The organism is Alkaliflexus imshenetskii DSM 15055 (genome assembly GCF_000517065.1).
GTDB classification, from domain to species: domain Bacteria; phylum Bacteroidota; class Bacteroidia; order Bacteroidales; family Marinilabiliaceae; genus Alkaliflexus; species Alkaliflexus imshenetskii.
In genome coordinates this window covers 869,373-893,237 of the sequence record NZ_KI912105.1, presented here as the reverse complement: position 1 = coordinate 893,237, position 23,865 = coordinate 869,373, and the positions used below count along the sequence as shown (strand labels likewise).

General features: G+C 47.2%; 12 protein-coding genes. 11 read left to right on the top strand and 1 reads right to left on the bottom strand.

Annotated features, from left to right (window positions below; all coding sequences use genetic code 11):
* Window positions 1-87 precede the first annotated feature (87 nt).
* From ALKIM_RS0103720 to ALKIM_RS0103670, 11 genes are all read left to right on the top strand, one after another.
* Window positions 88-987 (top strand): nucleotidyltransferase family protein, encoded by a 900-nt coding sequence (locus ALKIM_RS0103720; protein ID WP_026473473.1) that lies wholly within the window; start codon window positions 88-90, stop codon window positions 985-987.
* 296 nt (window positions 988-1,283) lie between these two features.
* Window positions 1,284-4,100 (top strand): two-component regulator propeller domain-containing protein, encoded by a 2,817-nt coding sequence (locus ALKIM_RS0103715; protein ID WP_162148791.1) that lies wholly within the window; start codon window positions 1,284-1,286, stop codon window positions 4,098-4,100.
* 154 nt (window positions 4,101-4,254) lie between these two features.
* Entirely contained in the window at window positions 4,255-7,284 is a 3,030-nt protein-coding gene (locus ALKIM_RS0103710) for a SusC/RagA family TonB-linked outer membrane protein (RefSeq protein WP_026473471.1), read from the top strand.
* A gap of 20 nt (window positions 7,285-7,304) precedes the next feature.
* Window positions 7,305-8,834, top strand: coding sequence for a RagB/SusD family nutrient uptake outer membrane protein (locus ALKIM_RS0103705; protein WP_026473470.1), 1,530 nt, complete (start codon window positions 7,305-7,307; stop codon window positions 8,832-8,834).
* 85 nt (window positions 8,835-8,919) lie between these two features.
* On the top strand, window positions 8,920-10,653 hold the full coding sequence (locus ALKIM_RS0103700) for a LamG-like jellyroll fold domain-containing protein (protein ID WP_026473469.1): 1,734 nt from the start codon (window positions 8,920-8,922) through the stop codon (window positions 10,651-10,653).
* A gap of 127 nt (window positions 10,654-10,780) precedes the next feature.
* A complete protein-coding gene (locus tag ALKIM_RS19110) occupies window positions 10,781-13,186 on the top strand; it encodes a glucoamylase family protein (protein WP_052345329.1) in 2,406 nt (801 codons plus the stop codon).
* A gap of 54 nt (window positions 13,187-13,240) precedes the next feature.
* On the top strand, window positions 13,241-15,517 hold the full coding sequence (gene bglX / locus ALKIM_RS0103690; RefSeq protein WP_044118126.1) for a beta-glucosidase BglX: 2,277 nt from the start codon (window positions 13,241-13,243) through the stop codon (window positions 15,515-15,517).
* A gap of 151 nt (window positions 15,518-15,668) precedes the next feature.
* Window positions 15,669-17,045: a glucoamylase family protein gene (locus ALKIM_RS0103685; protein ID WP_026473467.1), complete on the top strand. Its 1,377-nt coding sequence runs from the start codon at window positions 15,669-15,671 to the stop codon at window positions 17,043-17,045.
* Window positions 17,046-17,421: 376 nt separating this feature from the next.
* A complete protein-coding gene (locus tag ALKIM_RS0103680) occupies window positions 17,422-18,264 on the top strand; it encodes an endonuclease/exonuclease/phosphatase family protein (protein ID WP_026473466.1) in 843 nt (280 codons plus the stop codon).
* A 144-nt stretch (window positions 18,265-18,408) separates the two neighbouring features.
* Window positions 18,409-20,100 (top strand): family 43 glycosylhydrolase, encoded by a 1,692-nt coding sequence (locus tag ALKIM_RS0103675; RefSeq protein WP_044118125.1) that lies wholly within the window; start codon window positions 18,409-18,411, stop codon window positions 20,098-20,100.
* A gap of 1 nt (window position 20,101) precedes the next feature.
* Window positions 20,102-20,899, top strand: a complete 798-nt coding sequence (locus ALKIM_RS0103670) for a carboxylesterase family protein (protein WP_218916659.1) — start codon at window positions 20,102-20,104, stop codon at window positions 20,897-20,899.
* A 532-nt stretch (window positions 20,900-21,431) separates the two neighbouring features.
* Here the strand turns inward: ALKIM_RS0103670 and ALKIM_RS19105 are convergent.
* Window positions 21,432-23,840, bottom strand: coding sequence for a pectate lyase family protein (locus ALKIM_RS19105; RefSeq protein ID WP_026473463.1), 2,409 nt, complete (start codon window positions 23,838-23,840; stop codon window positions 21,432-21,434).
* Between the last annotated feature and the right edge of the window lie 25 nt (window positions 23,841-23,865).

Here is a 23,865-nt window from a genome sequence, read left to right as displayed (position 1 = left end):
CCGTATGAAACGATGCTGTTTTGTCTGTTTTATTACCAGTGGTTTAGACTTAAATTTGTCACCAAACTATAACTAAAAGAATTATAAATGAAACCTACATTGTTAATCCTTGCCGCCGGAATGGGAAGCCGGTATGGCGGTCTGAAACAGATGGACGAGATTGGGCCATCGGGAGAATCAATCATCGATTACTCTGTGTTTGATGCCATCCGCGCCGGTTTTGGTAAGGTGGTTTTTGTGATACGGGAAGATTTTGCCGATGCATTTAAGGCACGTTTTGAGCCACGGCTAAGAGGGCGCATCGAAACTGAGTATGTTTTTCAGAGCCTGGATAAAGTACCATCAGGATTCTCGGTGCCAGAAGGTCGCGAAAAGCCTTGGGGAACAGGTCATGCCATGCTGATGGCTAAAGATGCCATCAAAACCCCTTTTGCCATTATCAATGCCGATGATTTTTACGGACGCACGGCTTATGTGCAGGCTGTGGATTTCATTCAAAAAAGTAAAAATGAAAATGAGTATGCCATGATTGGCTATGCTCTGAAGAATACCCTGTCGGAACACGGAACTGTATCACGGGGCGTATGCGAAGCCGATGCCAGTGGAAATTTAACCCGTGTGACCGAGCGTACCAAAATTGGATTGGAGGGTCGCAAGATATTCTTTTATGAGTCTGATTTTAAAGAGGAACTCACCGGAGAGGAGCCTGTGTCGATGAATTTCTGGATATTTAAACCCACATTTTTTGCGCATTTGGAAGATGGATTCAAGAAATTCCTGAGCGCCAGAGGTGAGGAGATGAAATCGGAGTTTTATTTCAATATACAGGCCGACAACATGGTAAAGAGCGGTGAAGCCGAAGTGAAAATAATCAATACGCCTGCCAAATGGTTTGGAGTAACCTATCAGGAAGATAAGCCCATGGTGCTGGCAAGCCTGAATGAGCTTATCGATAAAGGCGAGTATCCATCCAGTCTCTGGATTTGATTATGTTCTTGTGCTGTTGACCATATCAACGGCTTTAAATAGTTGTAACATCCCGTGTTTACAGCCTGTTAATGTAACGCATCACTCCTTTGGGTTAAAGTAGAGCATGCATATATTGGTAAGGTGGTAAATGCGGGATTTTGTTTGGTGCGTTCAAGGCATTCTGTTTTTATATTCTGCGAAAAAGTGTGATATTTAAATATTATGCACTTTAATGTGGGTGTTAGTTATACGTTTTTATGATGTTAATGACTGTCAGATCGATTTTGTGCTGCATTTTACTGATGCAGATTTTTATGCCGGAATCTGCACATACCCAGGCGAGCAATCTTTTGGGCGGATATTACGTGCGTAATCACTCCAAAGGAGAGTATCGCGCTCAGAGTCAAAATTGGAGTATCCATCAGGACAGTGTGTCGGGCATACTCTATTTTGGTAACAACGAAGGATTATTGAGTTTTGACGGCACCCGCTGGGAAGTACATTCATTACCCAACCGCATGATTGTGAGGGCAGTATTTTCTGATCAAAGGGGTAAGATTTATGTGGGTGGATATGAGGAGTTTGGTTATTTTGTTACCACTCCAAACGGGATTATGGAGTACCATTCAGTCTCTGCATTGCTACCATTCAAGTTATCCGAAAACGAAGAGATTTGGCATATATCCGAAGATGAAGGGCGAATACGTTTCCAATCCTTTACGGCAATTTATGAGTATCAGGACGGTGCGTTATCCGTTAATCGGTCACCATCATTTTTGCTTTACGCGATGCCTGACAATGGTCAGTTGCAGATTTATGCCGAAGATTTTGGCCTGACAACCTTTTTAGATGGTAGTTTTTCGTTGGTGGATGATGGCGCATTTTTTCGACAAATGCCGGTGATATCCATGATGAAGTTCAAGGATTTGGAAATTGCGGGCACCACACTCAATGGTCTGTACGTGAAAACCAATGGACGCTGGAGCGACTGGGATACAGAAGCTTCCCGGTTTGTATTGAAAAATCAGCTGAACCGCAGCATCATGCTTAACGATTCCACAGCAGTACTTGGTACCATTCGCAATGGCGCTGTTATCATAAATAGCAGCGGGAAAATTCTGGCACACCTGAATATGGATAAGGGCTTACAGAATAACACCGTTCTTAGTCTGTTTGTGGATATGGACAAGAACTTGTGGATAGGTCTCGACAATGGCATTTCGTATGTGCAAACCAATTCGCCTTTTCGTTATCTAACCGATTTGTCGGGTCTGTTGGGTGCCACCTACGATGTGGCCCGGCTTGGTGACTATCTCTACATTGGTACCAATCACGGACTTTTTTATCGTCATCTGGATGCTTTAAAGGGTAATGAAAGCACTTTTTTGTTTGTGGATGGCACACAAGGGCAGGTTTGGGATTTGATTGTGAAAGACAATCATCTGTTTTGCGGGCACAACGATGGCACGTTTGTCATTGATCAGCCTGCCGCGGCAGTCCGTAAACTGTCCAGTGTATCAGGTGGTTGGAGCATGGAAAGTATCGATGCCGATTGGATGGTGCAGGGCACATATATCGGACTGGCATTTTACCGGCGGAGTGTAAAAGGTAAATGGGAGTTTTCGCACACCATGGATGGATTTAATGAGCCGGTCAGGTTTGTTGCCGTGCGCTCTGCCGATGTCATTTGGGCGTCGCACAATCAAAAAGGTGTTTACCGGATAGTGATGGGTGCCGGCTACCGCAATGCCACCCGTATTGATTACTACGGGCGCGACAATGGCTTTCCGGAAGATTACAATATACACGTGTTTAAAATCCGCGACCGCATTGTATTTACTACTTCTGATGGCCTATATACTTATGATGAACTGAATGACAGCATCATCCCATTTCAAAAATTAAATCGCCAGCTTAATGAGCATCGCAAAGTCATCCGCATTGTTCCTGAAGGAGATGATTTATATTGGCTAATTACCAGAGATAATGCGTTGCTTTACCGTGTAGATTCCGATTTCAACCTTACCTACCAAAACCATTTTGCAACTCCCAGGGCATTAAAAATTGACAATTATGAAAATATCATCTCACTGGGAGACTACTCCTGCTTCACGCTTGACAATGGATTGATGTTGTTTTCGAACCAGACAGTGGGCTTAAACATGCTTGAACCTGTGAGGTTGAAACTAAACCGGGTTCTTGTATCGGGGCGCAACCGCGATGATGGCATCATGCTTTCGGTGGATACGTTGGTCCGACACAAAGTGAGTGCTTCACAGAATAACATATTCTTCTGGTTTACCAACCCAGCATACAATTCATTACCCCATCAGTACCAGGTTCGTCTGCACGGCCTAGAAAGTGAGTGGTCGCCTCCACATGCTTCCGGGCTTAAGACATATACCAGCCTGCCTCCCGGGCGTTACGAATTTCAGGTGAGGCTCTCATCATCGCCTGATGAACCGGCCACCCTGTTTGTGTTTGAGGTGAGGCCACCCTGGTTTCTTACTCGCTGGGCTTTTGGAGGATATGTAATACTCGTGCTTTTGCTGGTTCGTGTATCTTCTTTGGTGCATCGTACCCGTTTGCGCAAGCACCAAAAGGAGATGGAGAAGTCTCAGAGTGAAGAGCTTGAGCGTCAGAGGATGGTTGCTGAGCAGCGAATTATTTCACTCGAGAAAGAAAAACTGGAAGCAGAAGTGATGCATAAAAGTAAGGAGATTAGCACTTCGGCACTTGAGTTGGTGAGTAAAAACCGCATTCTGGACGAGTTGAAGAGTGAAATTTTGAACATTAAAAGCAATGTGAAGGGTCAAAACGTTCCGCTCAACCGTTTGGTAAAGCTGATTGACAACAATATCAAGCAGCGAGACGACTGGCAACTGTTTGAAACCAATTTCAACCACATCAACAGTACATTTTATGAGAAGCTGAGTGCCGAATATCCGGATTTAAATGCAAAAGATTTGCGCTTTTGTGCCTATCTGAAAATGAATCTTACCACAAAGGAGCTGGCCTCGCTGCTGAATATGTCGGTACGCAGTGTGGAGCTCAAACGCTATCGGTTGAGGAAAAAACTCAACATGAAGCACGAAGATAATTTGATAGATTTTTTGATGGGATTATCTTGATTCACAATCTGTTATTTTAAAAATGAGCAATAGATGATGTAATGACATAAATCATGGAGAAAGCCATGATAAGGTGATTTTCTGGACAGATGTGATTTGAGTTAATAGTTTTGAACCATCGTTAAAAATTGTATAATCTCAAATCCTTACAACTATGAACAGAACACAGTCTATTAAATGCTTCATGTTGCTATTCTTTATCTGGGGAATGGTGGCATGGGCGCAGGCGCAACCCAGACAGATTTCGGGGAGGGTTACTTCGTCTGACGACGGGCTGCCTCTACCCGGGGTTTCCGTAATAATAGAAGGCACCACACAAGGAACTATTTCTGATGTGGATGGGAATTTTTCGCTTTCAGCTGCTCCTGACGACCGACTGGCTTTCAGCTTTATCGGTTTTGAAACACAAATAATTCAGGTGGGCAATCAAACCATTTTCAATATGGTACTGATGCCCATGGTTTCAAGTCTCGACGAGGTGGTAGTAGTAGGTTACGGTACCAGCCGTGTGCGCGATTTGACATCAGCCATTACAACCATAAGTGCCGATGAGCTGTCCAAAACACCTGCCGGACAAGCTATGCAGGGATTACAGGGACGCGTGGCCGGGTTACAGGTTGTGAGCAGTGGCGCTCCTGGCGCATCACCCACCATCAGGGTTCGTGGTATTGGTTCTTATCCCGGACGTGGCAACGAAGACCCATTGTATGTGGTGGATGGTATGTTTTTCGATAACATCGATTTCCTGAACCCATCTGACATTGCCTCCATCTCGGTGCTTAAGGATGCTTCGGCAGCAGCTATTTATGGCGTTCGTGCTGCCAACGGTGTAATCCTTATCGAAACCAAATCGGGAAGGTTGAATCAAAAAGGTGAGATTGTGTACGATGGCTATTACGGTATGCAGGTGGCACAAAACGTGCTTAAGATGGCCAATGCCGAGCAATTTACTACCATGGCCATGGAATCAGGTTCGCCAGCCGACATCAGCTACATCCAAAATGCCATGCAGCGTTATGGCCGCAGCCGTATCAATCCCAATGTGCCGGATGTAAATACCGACTGGTACAACGAGATTTTGCGCCCCGCTGCCATACAAAACCACAGTCTCACAGTAAATGGCGGTAGTGAAAGTGCCACCTATTCAATAGGTGCCAACTACTTTTTCCAGGAAGGTATTCTGGATATGAAGAATGATTATGAGCGGTTTAACCTGCGCTCCAAAATTGACTACAAAGCCAACGACTGGTTGGATATTGGCGCCAACATGATGTTTAGTAACGCTTTCCGAAATCTGGAAGCTGCCGGTGCCTGGCATACTGCCTATTATGCAGTGCCCATCATGCCCGTTTTTGATGAGCTGAATCAGGCAGCATGGCCCAAACATTATTCAAGTGCACAACTGCTTGGTTATCGCGATGGCAAGAACCCATTTCCGGAAATGGATTTTTCTGAGAACAGCCAAAAAATCAGAAAGCTTAATGCCAATTTCTATGCTGAATTGACATTAATTCCCCAAAAATTAGCTTTCAGAACCAATTATAACCACGCATTTACTGCGCTAAACCAGCGAAACATTGCATTACCCTATTTTTTGAGTAACAATGCCCAGCGCGAAAACTCAGTCATCAGTCGTTATGCTTCCAACTGGTCAAACCAGATATGGGACAACTTTCTCACCTTTACCAATAGCTTTGGTGGTCACAACCTTGTGGTGATGGCCGGTACTTCTTTCCGCGACGAAGCTTACGATCACCTGCGCGGACAGGGTATCAATTTTCCTTATGGACAAAAAACAGCATGGTACATAAGCCAGGCAGAGGAGAAGCCGGAAACCGGTGTTGGCGACGATGGTTTGCGTCAATATGGATTGTCATACATCAGCAGGGTTTCATATAACTATAACAACAAATATCTGATATACGGAACCATGCGTGCCGACGGAAGCTCAAAGTACCAAGAGAAATGGGGTTATTTCCCCTCTGTTGGTGTGGGATGGATTCCATCTGAAGAGGCGTTTATGGAAGGTGTGGATGCCGTTGATTTTCTTAAGTTACGCGCCAGTTGGGGCCGTTTGGGGAATGATAAAATTCAGGCCAGTGACGGTGCCAGAACCACTTCGGTAGTGTACACATCAATTAACGACCAGTATACCGCAGGCACAATTGCCACAAGCACCTACTCCGAGTTGAAATGGGAGCTTACCGAGGAGACCAATATCGGTTTAGATGCGCAGTTGTTTAATACACGCCTCTCTGTTAATACCGAATATTTTATTCGGGATACCAAAAATGCGGCAGTGAACGTGACCATCCCGTCGGTTGGAGCTACTGTACTTCGAAATGTGGGTGAGATACGCAATTCAGGTTTTGAGTTTGCCTTAAACTGGAGAGATGATTTAACCAACGACTGGAGTTACACCATTGGAGCCAATTTTTCAACTCTCAAAAATGAGGTACGCGACCTTTTCGGACAGCCATATATTGATGGTGGTTCGGCCGAATTTCGTCAGCGCTCAATCGTAGGTGAGCCATTGCTGGCCTTTTACGGTTGGGAAGTGGTAGGTGTGTATCAGAACGAAGCTCAGGTGCAAAGCGATCCTATCGCTGTTGCCAACAACCTCGTTCCAGGCGATTTTATCTATAAGGATCAGAATGGCGATGGCGTGATTGATGACAACGACCGCAAAATTTTGGGTTCATACTTTCCCAATTTTATGTATGGCGCCAATCTGGGGTTGAAGTATCGTAATCTGGATTTATCTGTCACCATGATGGGGCAGTCGGGCAACAAAATACTCAACCGTAAACGTGGTGAGATGATTTGGACCAACGATGGCAACCTGGATGCCGATTTGGCCAAGAACCGCTGGCATGGTGAGGGCACTTCCAACAAGTATCCATCATCAGCCGGTTTGAGAAAAGGCTGGAACCAGAAAATGAGTACCTATTTTGTTGAGGATGGCTCATTCTTCCGCATTCAGAACATCCAATTGGGTTATAACATCAATACCCGTACAATACTTGGCGAAGGTATGCCGCAAACGCGTGTGACATTCACAGCAGAGCGGCCTTTGACCTGGTTCAGCTACAATGGGTTTAGTCCTGAGGTATCAGATGGTATCGACCGTCAGACTTATCCCATTCCGGCTGTTTACACCATTGGTCTGAACGTTAAGTTTTAATCCCAAATAAAATAATTGATATGAAACCAATCAGATATATAATTCATTTCATTGTAGTCGCAGCTTTTCTGGTGGCGGTTCCTGCTTGTCACGACTTGCTCGATGAACCTGCCGAAAACAGGGTGTTTACTGAAGAGACTGACTACACCATTTCCGGTAACATGATATTGCCTCTTTTAGGCGCTTATGCAGAGTTTCAATCGCGCGGTTGGGAAGACCACCCGCTCATTGCAGTGCGTGGCGACGATGTGAATCCCGGAGGATTAGGCGACCAGCAGGACTTTGCAGAAACATCAAAGTATAACTATAACAGAGGTTACTGGATGTACAACTCGTTGTGGCAAAATATGTACAAGGATATTTTTGCCGCCCATTCGGCCATGGAACAGGTAGAGATTTATGTGCAGAATGGAGCCAGTGCCACACTGGGTAACCAATACATTGCCGAGGCAAGGGTGCTTCGCGGATGGTTGTTGTTTCAACTCTCAAGGGTTTGGGGAGATGTGTTTATCACCACAAGTTCTGACCCTGCCGATTTATTACCCATGCGCCCCGCCTCAAAAAATGATGTGATGCGGCATATTTCCGATGAGATGGATTTGGCCATCAACAACCTGCCCGATTTGCATCCCAATCAGCGCACCGATATCAAGGGCGGCGTAACACGCTATACCGCTTTGGCTTTGAAAGCACTGGCGAACCTGGAGTTGCAGGATTATCCCGCTGTGGCCGGTGCCACATCACAAATTATCAGTTCAGGCAAATTCCGGTTGGAAGCCGATTTTTATCAATTGTTTAAAATTCCCGGAAAACTAAACGATGAAAACATTCTTGAGCTGCAATTCAGTGATTTTGGTCAGGGAGCGGGCACACAAATCAGTCACTTGTTCGACTTTTACGGGCCTGTGGGTTGGACACCCAAAGTAGCCGGCATTGGCGGAGGATGGGGATTTTATGAGCCCAGCATGAAGTGGATTAAGTTTATGCTCGACCGTGGCGAAAGAACGCGTCTCGAAACCAGCGTGCTTTTTACCAATCGTGGCATCGATGAAATTAAAAAAGACCCTGCTTATGCCACACTTCCGGCATGGGTAAGCAATGTGACCCCATCGGGTGACATCATCAATGACTACGCACGTGCCCTGTTCTCAAGTGGAAAACACTATCTGCCATCTGACCAGATTACGCCCGGACGCACCGGTTATGGCAATAACATGAATTTTACTGTGATACGATATGCCGAAATTCTGCTCATGCATGCCGAAGCCCTTACACGTGGTGCCTCAGGTACAGGAATGACGGCCGACCAGGCTGTGAACGCCGTGCGGGCGCGTGCCGGTTTAGCTCCTTTATCCAATGTGACCACGCAACAGGTTATGGACGAAAAGTTTGCAGAATTGGCCATGGAGTGGGGCATCCGTTATTATGACATGGTGAGGTTGCAGCGTTACAGCGACCTGAGTTACGAAGGAAGAACCTTTAGTGCCGATAAAATCTATTTGCCTTATCCACAAAATCAGCTTGACCAGTTACCAGGTCTCAGCAATTAATGGTTTTGGATGTTAAAAGTCTATCGCATACATCTTTAATGATGTTGGTTTTTCAAATAGTTCGAAAACATAAAAACATAAGCAGATGAAGATATTATATAAACTCATGGTTTTTTCAATGCTGTTATTTGCTGCTACAGCCTGTAACGATGGCATTGACTCCATCACCCCGCTTGCGCCGGGGGCGGACGAAACAGCTCCTCAAATCACGGTTCAGTATCCGTTGGAAGGAACTCAAATCAGGGTGACAGACCCTGTGACATCCATCAACATACGTTTTGTGGTCACCGATGACATTGAGATTGCCTCAATCAAAGTGATGCTCGATGGTGCTGAAATAGCCAGTTTTACTGATTTCAAAGATTACCGCCGTGCTGTAATTGATTATCTCTATGAGAATCTGACCAACGGCGACCACGTGTTGACCATTGTGGCGGTTGATTTGGATGGCAAAACAACGACCACTTTAATAAACTTTGAGAAAGTGCCACCATATCAGCCAAAGTTTGCCGGCGAAGTGTTTTACATGCCTTTTGATGGCGATTACATGGAACTTATTACCCAAAACAATGCCGGCGTGGTGGGCACACCGGGATTTGCCAATGGCAAATGGGGACAGGCTTTTGCTGGTGCTGCCGATACGTATCTCACTTATCCCATCGAAGGACTAAAAGGTGATGGTTTTACAGCTGCATTCTGGTATAAAGTGAATGCTACACCCGATAGGGCAGGTCTTATCTCCATCAGTCCCGCAGGTGAAGACCGTACTAAGGGATTGCGTTTCTTCCGGGAAGGCAGTGCAGCTTCACAGCGCTTTAAATTAAATGTGGGCACCGGCGAAGGCGAGACCTGGAACGATGGTGGCGTGGTGGACGTTACAGCGGGCGATTGGGTACATCTGGCTTTTACTGTTTCGGCAACTCAAACAATTGTTTACATCAACGGAGAACCTACCATCACAACGGCCAATACCGGTATCGATTGGACAGGCTGTGAATTGATGTCCATCGGCTCAGGGGCACCTAACTTTGCATATTGGAACCACCTGTCGGACCGCAGTTTATTTGATGAGATGCGGGTTTTTAACAAAGCGCTCACAAAAGAGGAACTTCAGGCAGTGATGGCCGATAGCGGAACCGGCCCGGCTGTATATCAACCCAAATATGATGGCGAAACATTCTTTATGCCTTTCAACAGCGATTATGTGGAGCAAATAAGCCAAAATGCCGCTACCGTGGTTGGTAACCCCGGCTTTGCCGACGCTGCCGTTGGTGGAAGCAAATCTTTTGCCGGGGCAGCAGATTCTTACCTCACATATCCTACAACGGGACTCCTGGGCAATGCCTTTAGTGCCGCTTTCTGGTACAAACCCAATGCTGACCCCGACCGTGCCGGAATTCTCACTGTTGGTCCGCCCGATGCAAGCGGTAACAAGCGCACAAGCGGTTTCCGTTTCTTTAGGGAGGGTGGTGCCACCAACCAAATTATTAAACTTAATGTAGGCACCGGCGACTCCGACAGCTGGTTCGACGGTGGCGCTGCAGCTACCATCGACCCAACCAACAACGAATGGATACATCTTGCTTTCACCATCTCACAAACCAAATGTGTGGTTTATATAAACGGAGAGGTCGTGAGTGAAGGTGACTTTGCCGGAGTGGATTGGGCTGAGTGTGACATCCTATCCATTGGCTCAGGCGCGCCCAGATTTACCGAATGGGGTCACCTTTCCGACGCAAGCTACATTGATGAACTGCGCCTGTTTAACAAAGCATTGACGCAGGCTGAGATTCAGTCGATTATCAGCGACGAGCAATAGTTTTTTCATTATCTGATTTTGTTTGAGTGATAGAGGACTGCCTGGGTACATGCCAGGCAGTCTTCCTTCTCGATTGCTCTTTTGGCATGGGACATGGCGCTCATACAATTTCATAATCCATCCAAATATGAAACTTCGTTTGTCGTTATTGGCTTTTTTGCTGGTTCTGGCTGTAGATGGTATGTTGGGTCAGCAGGTCTGGTTTTTCAGCGAAGGCACCGGCGCCACCTTTTACGACCAGGGCATTGTGGATGTGGCCAACCTTGGGGGCAGCAGCTTTGAATACACGCATCCGCCCGGTTTGCCACAGTTTAATGATAAGGTGCCTTGTTCGGCCACGGCATGGTCAGGCAGCACATCACTAAAGTTCAACTATACTTCGGCGGCCAGTGGAAACTGGAAAGCTACCATTTACAGAAGCGACTGGTCGGTGGCCGACATCACAGGGATGGAGTTTTTGGGTTTCTATCTCTATGCCGGAAGTGGTTTGCCTGCATCTGCGCTCCCAAAAATTGGCTTGGTAGCCAATCGTTTGGGTGGTGGCGGTGATGCTACTTCATTGCTCTACGATTTATCGGCACACAACGATGACGTGCCGGCAGACCAATGGGTAGAGGTTAAGATCCCGCTCTCAGTTTTTATTGAAGATGGCGGCAATGCGTTGCTTGACTTTACGCGCGTTAAGGGCGTGGTATTCAGTCAATCTGAAGTCAATGGTGTCCCTCGGCTGCTTTTTATCGATGACATTAAGGCGTTTGTAAGCATGGATGTGGTGCCGCCGGTGTCTCAACTTAAGGCCGAGGGTTTCGACAGCCATGTGGAGCTTCGTTGGCAGCAACCACTGGATTTTCTCAGTTACCGGATTTATGCCCGCTACGCCGGAAGTGAGGACTATGTTCAAATTGCCGAAACGGATAAGGATTATTACCTCCATTTTGTGCCACAAAGTGCACGAAACACAGAGATAAGCTATAAGGTGGAAGCTTTTTCGCAGGATAAAGAATCCGATGCGGTTACAATACAGGCTACAGTTAGGGATTTTACCGACGAAGAGCTTTTGGATATGTTTCAGCGATACACTTTTCGCTATTTCTGGGAAGGCGCACATCAGCCATCGGGGATGGCGCTGGAGCGCACCAATGGCGATGGCCGCACCGTAGCGTCGGGTGCCACAGGCATGGGATTGATGGCTATGGTGGTGGCTTATGAGCGCGCTTACGAGGAGCGGGCTGAAATCAAGACACGCATCCTTAAAATATTAGAGTTTCTCGAAAATTGTGAGCGCCACAAAGGGGCATGGGCGCATTGGTACAATGGAGATACCTATCAAACGCAACCGTTTTCATCACTGGATGATGGTGGCGACCTGGTGGAGACCTCGTTTGTGGCCCAGGCACTTATTACGCTGAGGAACTATTTCCGCGATGAGGATGCCCAGTCGGTACAAATTCGTCAGAAAGCTACTCTTTTATGGGAAGCCATCGACTGGAACTGGTATCGCAATGGCAATCAGAATGTGCTTTACTGGCACTGGTCGCCCAATCATGGGTTTGCCATGAACATGAAAATACAGGGATGGAACGAATCTTTGATTACCTATGTGATGGCAGCTGCATCGCCCACTTTTGGCATCAACAAAGAGACCTACACGCAGGGATGGGCTCGCAATGGCTCGATGGTGAATCCCAGAACCTATTACGAGCACCCGATTTCATTGTCGCCCAACTGGGGAGGGCCGCTGTTTTGGATCCATTACAGCCATCTGGGACTTAATCCCAAGGGGTTGTCAGACCAATATGCGGATTATTGGCAGGAGCATGTCAATACCGCCAAAATTCACCATGCCTACGCGGTTAACAATCCGCTGGGGCATCAAAACTACAGCGAAAATAACTGGGGACTTACCGCCAGTGACGACCCTTTTGGGTACACGGCTCATGAACCTATGAACAACGACAATGGCACCATCAGTCCCACGGCAGCGTTAGCCAGCATGCCATTTACACCAATGGAGTCAATGAAGGCACTCAAGTATTTCTATCGCGAGCGTGGCGCTGATCTGTTTGGTCTTTATGGCCCTTATGATGCTTTTAACGACAATATGGGTTGGGTGCAAAAATCCTACATAGGTATTGACCAGGGACCAATTGTGGTGATGATTGAGAATCATCGTACAGGTTTACTTTGGAAACACTTTATGGCCGATGCCGAAGTGCAGGCCGGCCTCGACAAACTGGGGTTTTCTTACCAGGCGACCTCTGCCGCACCGGGTTTGGAACACTCAGAGCTGATTAATCTGTTCCCAAATCCTGCTGTCGATAATGTTTCAATAGAATTACCGCACCATTTGGTGGGCCGGCAAATAGCCGTAGCCATATATGCCACTGATGGCAGTCAGGTCTATTCATCCGTGTTTGAATCGTCTGAAACGATTTATACCATCAATTGCAGTGCCGTTCAAAACGGATTTTATCTGTTGAAAATGGTTTCGGGCAGCAGGGTTTATCGGGCCAAACTGATTATCAGAAAGTAGATATGAGAAGTTGATATTTTGTGACGAAAGAAACTGAATTAAAATATAATGATGATGAGAAAGTTATTTGCGTTAATATTAAGTGTGGTCGTATTGGTTGGGTGTAGCAAACCTAAGGGTTCCGAAATGGACCGGTTCATCGATGAGTTGATGGGCAGAATGACCACAGAGGAGAAGATAGGGCAGCTAAACCTGGTAACTCCGGGTGGCGGTATCCCAACAGGTTCGGCTGTGAGCAGCGATGTGGAGGGTAAAATCCGCGACGGACAGGTAGGTGGCATTTTTGGTGTGACCGGTCCCGACAAAGTGCGGATGACGCAGCAGATTGCTGTGGAGCAGAGCCGACTGGGCATTCCTTTGCTTTTTGGTTCCGACGTGATACACGGCTATAAAACCGTGTTTCCCATTCCCATTGGTCTCTCGTGTAGCTGGGATATGGCGCTGATGGAGAAAACAGCGCGCATAGCAGCGCAGGAGGCCACTGCTGATGGTCTCAACTGGAACTTTTCGCCCATGGTCGACATTTCGCGTGATCCACGCTGGGGGCGTGTGGCCGAGGGTGGCGGTGAAGACCCTTATCTGGGCTCCGAAATTGCACGGGCAATGGTGAGGGGATATCAGGGTAGTGACCTTACGGCCGCCAATACCATGATGGCAACCGTGAAGCACCTCGCTCTTTATGGCGCACCCGAAGGTGGTCGCGATTACAATACGGTTGACATGAGTCGTATCCGTATGTTTAATGTCTATATGCCGCCATTTCTGGCCGCCATCGATGAAGGTGCCGGCTGTGTCATGTCTGCCTTTAACGACGTGGAAGGCGTTCCGGCTTCGGGCAACCACTGGCTGCTGACCGAGATATTGCGCGACACATGGGGTTTCGATGGATTTGTAGTGTCAGACTATACTTCTGTCAACGAGATGGTGGATCACGGTTTGGGCGATTTGCAGGCTGTTTCAGCTTTGGCGCTCAAAGCCGGGCTCGACATGGACATGGTGGGAGAGGGCTTTCTCTCTACTCTTGGAAAATCACTTCAGGAGGGTAAGGTCTCGATGGCCGATATCGACAAAGCGTGTCGTCGTATTCTGGAAGCAAAATACAAGCTTGGCTTGTTCGATGATCCGTATCGTTATATTGATGAGAAAAGAGCTGAGATTGAGATTCTTTCTGCCGAAAACCGTGCCGCTGCGCGCGATGCCGCTGCCAGATCTTTTGTGTTGCTGAAGAATGAGAAGAACACGCTGCCATTAAAGAAAGGGGGCTCAATTGCGCTGGTGGGGCCTTTGGCCAACAATAAAAACAACATGCTTGGCACATGGGCCGTATCAGGCGACCCCCAGTTGTCGATTCCAGTGCTGGAGGGCATGAACAATGTGGCCGGAAACAGTGTGACCATACGCTACGCCAAGGGGGCAAATATTTCCGACGATCCCGCTTATGCCGCCAAAATAAATGTGTTTGGCCCGCGCATCGATATTGATGAGCGCTCTCCGGAAGTGATGCTTCGCGAAGCGGAGGCGCTGGCTTCCCGTTCCGATGTGGTGGTAGCCGTTATCGGTGAAGCATCGGAGATGAGTGGTGAGTCTTCGAGTCGTTCGGATATCAGTTTACCCGAGAGTCAGAAAAAACTGGTGCGGGCACTCAAACAGACCGGCAAACCACTGGTACTGGTGATGATGAGCGGTCGTCCGCTGACTATGGAGGAAGAGCATCAATTGGCCGATGCCATCCTCTACACCTGGCACCCGGGCATTGAGGCCGGTAACGCCATCGCCGATGTACTGTTTGGGGGTTACAACCCATCCGGAAAACTTACTATGACCTTTCCGCGCAATGTGGGTCAGGTGCCAATCTATTACAACCATCGTACCACCGGCCGTCCAAATCCGGGCGATGAATTTCAGAAGTTCCGCTCCAACTATCTGGATGTGCCCAATTCACCATTGTATGCCTTTGGCTATGGTTTGAGTTATACCAGTTTCGATTACAGCGATGTGATGCTCGACAGAACCACAATGGGTTGGAACGATAATATCAACGTATCGGTGGATGTCACAAACACTGGCTCGGTAGATGGAGAAGAGGTGGTGCAGTTGTATATCTACGATGTGGTTCGCACCATTACGCAGCCGGTTAAGAAACTCAAAGCTTTTGAGAAGGTGTTTGTTAAGGCCGGTGAAACAAAGCGCGTTTCGTTTTCGCTCTCTGTTGATGATTTGGCTTTTTATCATCCCGACTTAAGTTTTAGTGCGGAGCCTGGCGAATTTATTGTGTATGTGGGCACCAGCTCCGACGAAGTGGTTTCGGCTTCGTTTACTTTAGTGGAGTAGCATATATGGCATAGTAGGCTGGTCTGTGAATGTGCAGACCAGCCTTTACTCTGTTTTACTTTACGCATTTTAAACCACACGAAACAGTTGCCGTTTCCACTGGCGTAATTACTTGTTTGGCAATCGTGTTTCGTGTTCAGAAAATCATATTATGGAAAATAGGAGCGTAATAATGGCAATGATGCTCATCTTTCTGATTAGCATTGTGTCTGTTTCCTGTTCATCTACAGGAAAAAAGAGTGCTGATGATACATCAGCCGGCAACCGTCCGATGTCATTTGCATCGGATGATGAATTCCTAACCTATATACAGCGTCAGCATTTCAGGTATATGTGGGATGGTGCAGAGCCCAACTCGGGCATGGCGCCTGAACGCATTCACATGGATGGCCATTATCCTCAGGATGATGAAGATGTGGTTACCACTGGCGGCTCAGGTTTTGGCATCATGAATTTGATTCTGGGAATGGAACGTGGTTTCATTACGCGCGATGAAGGTGTTGACCGGCTTCATCGCATTGTGGCATTTCTGGAGACGGCAGACCGTTTTCGGGGCATCTGGCCGCACTGGCTCAGCGGTCCAACAGGCAGGGTGCGTCCTTTTAGTAGAAAGGACAATGGAGGCGACATCGTGGAGAGTGCGTTTCTCATTCAGGGACTGCTCACGGCGCATGAATATTTAAATCCAAACAGCACTGTCGAAAGCCAGCTTAGGGCGCGTATTGACAAGATGTGGCGCGAAATGAACTGGGATTTTTACACCAATGGCGAGAACGTGCTTTTCTGGCACTGGTCGCCCGAGTATGGTTGGGAGATGGCGCATCCCATCCGTGGATATGACGAGTGTCTGATTGCCTACGTGTTGGCAGCATCGTCGCCAACCTTTCCCATTCGCGAAGAGGTATATCATCAGGGATGGGCTCGAGGTGGCAATATACGCAGCAATATGGAAGCGTTTGGTTTTCCGTTGGAGGTGAAGCATAATGGTGCCGAAGCCATGGGCGGGCCACTATTTTGGTCGCACTATTCCTATCTGGGGCTCGACCCGCGCGGCTTACGCGATGATTATGCCGATTACTGGCAGCTTAACATCAGCCATGCAAAAATAAACCACCGCTACTGCGTGGTGAATCCAAAGTCGTTTGCTGCGTATGGCGACAGCTGTTGGGGACTTACGGCCAGCTACAGCGTGAATGGCTATTCGGCCCATGCGCCCAACAACGATTTGGGCGTGATTACACCCACGGCGGCATTGTCTAGCTTCCCCTATTCACCACACGAAAGCATGAAAGCCTTGAAGTTTTTCTATTTCACCCTGGGTGATAAAATTTGGGGAGAATATGGCTTTTATGATGCCTTTAGCGTGGAACACGATTGGTATATTGAGCGCTATCTGGCCATTGACCAGAACACCATTGCACCAATGATTGAAAACCACCGCACAGGATTACTTTGGGATCTGTTTATGCGCCATCCCGATGTGCAAAATGGTTTAATGAGGCTGGGATTCACGTCGCCACATTTTTAGCGGGATGCTTAATTTTTAATGCAGAGAGTTTGCAGGAAAGAGGAGTGACGTAGGTGGAAAAGTCAGGTAAAAAATGATCGCCATATCTTTCGCTCCTATTGGGGCGAGATGTATAAGTAGTAAATCTTTTTTACCGGTATTCAACCCCTAGCGGGGTCGGCTTTCATTAAACCAAATGGTATTAAATTCGCTTTACCTAACAATAGTAGAATCCTATACAGAAAAGGATGATTTTAAGCATTGGCACACATTATTGCGATTCGTTATCTTTATTCTCTTTGCCTTATTACGAATAGTCTGTCAAAGTATAGAGTGTTTGTGAAGCGCATTCAAATGTTGTTTTTATGATTAAGTAAACCTTTTAAAACGAATAATTATGTTTCGACGTTTATTGTTTCTGATTGTATGTGTGGGTGCGCTGTTTCATGCGTGTGAGCAACCCAGTCATCCAATTGTGGTTTCATCGTTTAACCTGCGGTTTGATACGCCTCACGATGGCTTGAATGCCTGGCCCAACCGCAGCGATTTTGTGAAGCACCTGATTAGGTACCATGAGTTTGACATCATCGGCACGCAGGAGGTTCTATACAGTCAGATACAGGATTTGCTAAAGATGGACGAATTTGCGTATGTGGGTGCTGGTCGCGACGATGGTTTAACCGGCGGTGAGCACGCCGCAATCTTCTATAAAAAGGAGCGTTTTGAGTTGCTTCAGTCAGGTGATTTCTGGTTGAGCGAAACTCCTGAGGTGCCATCATTGGGGTGGGATGCCACGTGTTGTCACCGCATCTGCTCATGGGCTAAACTTCGCGACAGATTAACCCGTGAGGTTTTCTTTGTTTTCAATGCACATTTTGATCATGAAGGGGTAGTGGCGCGCCGTGAGTCGGGGCGGTTGATGAAACAGAAAATCAAAGATATTGCAGGTTCACATCCCGTTATGTTTCTTGGCGACCTCAACTCGGTGCCCGAAACGGAGCAGGTTCGCGAAATAGGAACCATTTTGAACGATGCCTTTGACATTACCGAACTGCCACCGTATGGCCCAATTGGCACATTCAATGCTTTTCGCATCGATGCCCCTTTGAAAGACCGCATCGATTACATCTTTCTTTCAGACCATTTCCGTGTTGAGAAGTATGGCGCACTCACCGATTTTCTGGATGGTCGCTTCCCTTCTGATCACCTGCCGATAGTGGCACGGGTGGTTTTTAAATAACAAGTATAATTTACAACCGGCCAAAATGTGATGGCCGGTTTTATTTTTTTAGATATGAAACAAACTTGTTTTGACTTTTTAAAGTGTGTTGTTGCTTGGCCTAATAAGATGAACCATCTCCGTTATGTGCTAATCGTTTTTTTTATGACGTTATTGGCAAACATCGGAACAAAGGCGCAATACAATGCACATACCTGGTGTAATCCCGTGAATCTGGATTACACCTACGCCATTTTCGATTCTGATAAGAACATCTCCTACCGCTCGGGAGCCGACCCGGCTGTAGTTGAGTTTCGGGGTGGTTACTACATGTTTGTGACGCGTTCAATGGGATACTGGTATTCTGCTGATTTGCGAAACTGGCGTTTCATCCATCCTGAAAAATGGTATTTTCAGGGTTCTAACGCACCGGCTGCTCACAACTACAAGGATTCAGTTCTGTATGTGACTGGCGACCCATCGGGCGCAATGAGTGTGTTATATACCGACAATCCCATAAAGGGCGACTGGAAGGCCACTCCTGCCATATTACACAACCTTCAGGATCCTGGTTTGTTTATTGATGATGACGGTGAGGCTTATATGTTCTGGGGTTCTTCAAACGTTTATCCCATCAGAGGGCGTAAATTGGATCGCAACAGAAGATTTCTACCCGCCGGCGATGTAGTGGAGCTGTTTGGCATTGATATGGATAGGCATGGATGGGAGCGGTTTGGTGAGAATCATGCCGACACTGTGCTTTCAGGCTACATCGAAGGTCCCTGGATGACAAAACACAACAGCCGCTATTATTTAACTTATGGGGCACCTGGTACTGAATTTAACGTATATGCCGATGGGGTGTATGTGGCCGAACATCCGCTTGGGCCTTATGTTTACGCTCCCAACAATCCGGTCTCGTATAAGCCTGGTGGCTTTATGAATGGCGCAGGGCATGGCAGCATCGTTCGTGCCGTGGATGGTAGCTACTGGCATTTTGCCACAATGGCCATATCGTCAAACATGAATTGGGAACGTCGCATTGCCATGTTTCCAACTTATTTTGATAAGGATGGATTGATGTATTCTAATACTGCCTTTGGCGACTATCCGCACTACGCACCCAACCATCCCCGAAAGGGAGAGTTTACCGGGTGGATGTTGCTTTCATATAAAAAACCTGTAAAGGCATCTTCAGTAAAAGATGGATTTGATGCTTCACGCATTGTGGATGAGAATGCCAAAACATTTTGGGTAGCTCAAGTTAATGATGACAATCAATGGCTGGAAATTGATTTGGAGACAATGGGCAGGGTACATGCCATTCAGCTAAATTACCACGACTATCAGTCAGATATTTATGGCAAGGTGCCTGGCCTGTTTCATCGTTACACCATTGAGGGTTCTGTAGATGGCATAAATTGGTTGATGCTGGCTGACAAATCGGAGAACTACACCGATGTGCCCAACGATTATGTGGAACTTGCCATGCCCGCGGAGGTGCGGTTTATCCGATTTAAGAGCATTCATGCGCCAATGAATAATCTGGCCATTTCCGGGTTACGTATCTTCGGGGTAGGGAGCGGAAAAGTTCCTGCTGCCGTGCGTCGTCTGGAGGCCAGGCGTATGGCCGACCGCCGCGATGCGCTTATCCGCTGGGAAGCGAGAGATAATGTACAGGGTTACAACGTGAGATGGGGCATTGCACCGGATAAGTTATACAGCTCCTGGTTGGTTTACGATGTGAATGAACTGGAGCTGAAGAGCCTCACCATCGACCAGGAATACTATGTAAGTGTGGAGGCTTTTAACGAGAATGGCGTTTCTGTGAGGTCTAAAACCATTAAAATTGAATAAAATGCGTCTGTTATTTATTTTATTGATGTCATGCCTGATGTCTGTTGCTATTCAGGCTCAGGATGTGGCAGTTCAGGATGCCTATCTGGCACGTTCTTTTGTCAGCAAACAAGGCGATACACTTCTGTATCGCATACTGTATCCTGAAAATTATGATAGAAGCAAAAAGTATCCATTGGTGCTTTTTCTTCATGGTGCGGGTGAGCGTGGCAACGACAACCTGAAACAACTGACTCATGGTGCATCCATGTTTTTAGAGGATGAGATGCGGAAGCAATTTCCTGCCATTGTGGTGTTTCCACAATGTGCTGCCGACCGCTACTGGATTGATATCAGCATCCGGAAGCAGCTCAGAACCGGCGAGGATATTGCTTTTAATGGTGTGTTTGCCCCTCCGGTGCGAGAGCAGGAGCTGCTCGATGCGTTGCACCGCCATCTGATTAAAACAGAGTCGGTGGATAAGCGACGCCTCTATATTATGGGACTATCAATGGGGGCGATGGGTACATTTGAGATGCTCGCGCGTCATCCGAAACGTTTTGCGGCAGCGGTGCCAATTTGCGGTGGCGGCAATGTGGAGAGCACTTCCAGATATGCCCGGCGCACAGCTTTGTGGATCACACATGGCACGCTCGACGATGTGGTTAAGGTGGAGTTTTCGCGAAGAATGTATGAAGCGCTTAAATCGGCAGGTGCCGATGTGCGTTATACCGAGTTTCCGGATGCCAACCACAATGCCTGGGATCCGACCTTTGCCATGCCGGATCTCTTTCCCTGGTTGTTTTCTAAAAGGCGATAATAATCAATTCGTTGTATGTTTTTGTGTGGTTCTGCACTGGCTTTAAAAAAAACCTGCGCTGATCTCAATCAAAACATGCTGTGCTTTTGCTTAAAACCACAGCATGTTTTGACTAAAACCACGTGTGGTTTTGACCAAAACATGCGCATGTTTTAGGTGAAACATGCAGCATGTTTTTGCGACTTTTAAATTCAATGACTGTTTCAATTGAGAATTAATCTGCTACAAAGATTTTTAGATGTTAGACATTGCATAAAGGGTTTCACTTCAAGTGAAGCCGTAAGTGCTTTTGGAATCCGGATCCGTTAAGAAACCCACGGAACACGTAAATTAAACAGTAAACAGGATTAATCTAATCATCTTTCTTAACTATTCTATCTGTCTATAATCTACCAGTCTTTACATCTATAACATGCTTTGTAAAATAAGTTTAAGCAGTTCCTCAATATATATAGCTGTTAACTGCAATCAAAAATCCCGCTATGCCAATAGGACAGTAGCGGGATTTCTTCATTATGAGTGGAAAAGTAGTTTACTGAACAATCAGTTTGGTGGTGGTTTGCCCGGTGGTTGTGCCCACTGTTACAAGGTAAACTCCTGATTTCAGATTCATTTCGGTGGTTGAAAACGTTGTGGCTCCACTCGAAATGGTTCTGCTGAACACGTGTCTGCCCGACAAATCGCTTATGGTCAATATGCCACTGGCCGATGAACGTATGGTTAACCGCTCACGCACCGGATTGGGCAGCAGCGAAAGTTCCGGGCCATTGGTCACTGGTTTTACCGACGATGGGATATCATCCGCAAAGAAATCCACTTTGGTGGCTCCGGCATAGGTTCTTACCAGATCAGGCACCAATGCTGCATCCACAGGAGTATAGGTGTAGTAAACCAGCGGCTCAAAGGCCAAATGCGGGTTTAGTTCATCAAACTTAATGGATTTATGACCGGGGTTCAGCATATTGGTATTGATGTTTGATGAGGTGTACACCCGTGTGAGACCACTGTCGTCGTAAAGGTTGTTGAACTGCAGCAAAGCCGTGGCTGCCTTATAGCCTGTTTGCGACACCCAGTTGCCATACACTGCTTTAAAATCAGCTGAAGTGCGGTCGGCATACATGGGCCAAACCGTGTTGAGGAAGAAGTTCCCCTCCGCTACCACGTTGGCTTTGAAGGCAGCTGCGATGCCATAATTCAGCACGCCTTCGTAAAAGTTATTCAACACATGTACCTCGCCAAAACGTACGCGTGGATGACGTGAATTGGTGTTCACGTAGTGGTTCATGTAGAAGGTGGTCTTCAAACGCCCGGTATCTGTACTTTCATTGCTGTCGGAGTGGCCTACCAATCCTGTTTTCCAACTGTTGCGGAACAAACACCACGATACGGTCACATAGCTGGCGCCATCTTTAATATCCACACCGCCATCGGGATGGTCCTTATTTGCCGGCATGGTGGTTGGATGGCCAAAGGTGCAATGGTCCACCCACACGTGATGGGTTTCGGTGCCTCCAATGTTGATGCCATCATCGTAATAATCAAAAAACGTGAGATTGCGGAAGATGATATTCCATGAGCGCTTCACGTTGAATCCGAATTTTAACACGGCATCGCCACGTCCGATGATGGTAAGGTCGGCCTGCTCCTCAATGCTAAACATTCCTGTTGATGGGCTCCACACGCTTCCGGTACCCGAGAGTGAGCCGGTGCCGGTGTAAACGCCCTCTTCCATAATCACTACAAGTGGTGCATATTTGGCGCGTCCAAAATCGGCTTTGTTACGATAGGCCCGGATGCGGTCGTAAAGGTGTCTAACCAGCTCTTCAAAGTCATCATTTCCGTTAATGATGAGGATGTTGGTGGAGGTTTTGATGTTGCCGCCACCTGTGGTGGGACCGGTGAATCCATCGCCATTAATGGCTGCAAAGCCTATAGGCGTAGAGAAGTCCACGGCCGCCAGTGCCGGGTCCACAAGTGTCACCTGTATGGTCCAGATTTTCTTAGTGCCATCCTGAGCAGTCACTTCGTATGTTACATCGGCCGAAAAATCACGAGCCGTGTTCACTTCTGGCGAAATGGCGGCAGATGGTGATATGGTTATTTGTGATGGCGTGATGGCGCTCAGGTCACTGCCATGCGGCATATTCACTTTTATGAGCCCATTGCCACGGTGGATGATGGAGTTGCCAATTTGTGAGGTTGAAAGGGTGAATGAGGTAATCTCTTTTTCATCAGAATCTTTAAAAGTTACCTCCACATTCCATGTTTTACCGGTGCCATCCTGAGCGGTTACTTCATATTGCACAGGTGTGGTCAGGTTTATCACATCGCCAAATCCCGGTGATGCCGATGCACCGGCCGACAGGCTAAACTCTGGTGTCACAGCACCCACGTTGGTTCCAGTGGGGACAGTAACCCTAATGGTTGCGGCGTCTGCATCTATTTCAGCATCGCCCATTTGTCCGGGCAGATTAAACGAAATGATGTCGGCTTCGGAGGAGGGCGTGGCGGGGTCGCCCACAATAAACCGATTGATGCGGTATGGATTGCTGCCGGTGTTCACAATTCTAAGCCTGAATGGGCCTTCGATGGTGGCCAGTTCGGTTATGGGCACATTTACGGTTTCCGAGTTTTGAGTCACAGTATATTGAAAAAATTCTACCCAGGCATCTTCTGTCTCGTAAAATATTTTGATGCTGCGATTTGATGTGCCGCTGTTAATGGTGTGAATGGTGATGTTTGATGGCGCCAAAACTGCGGGGGTGATGACGAAGCCGTTTTCGCTGAGTTTGCTAATTTGCAGGTAGTTGGATGTGACCAGCGTGTTGACACCGTTCAATTCCCATCCGTTGGGGGCAGATGAAAAGGATTCATCTATTTGTTGGGCAGCCAAATTGAAATGTGCTGTAATCAACAAGATTAGCAGTAAAATTTGTCTCATAATTCGCGCTTAAATTCGGTAAACA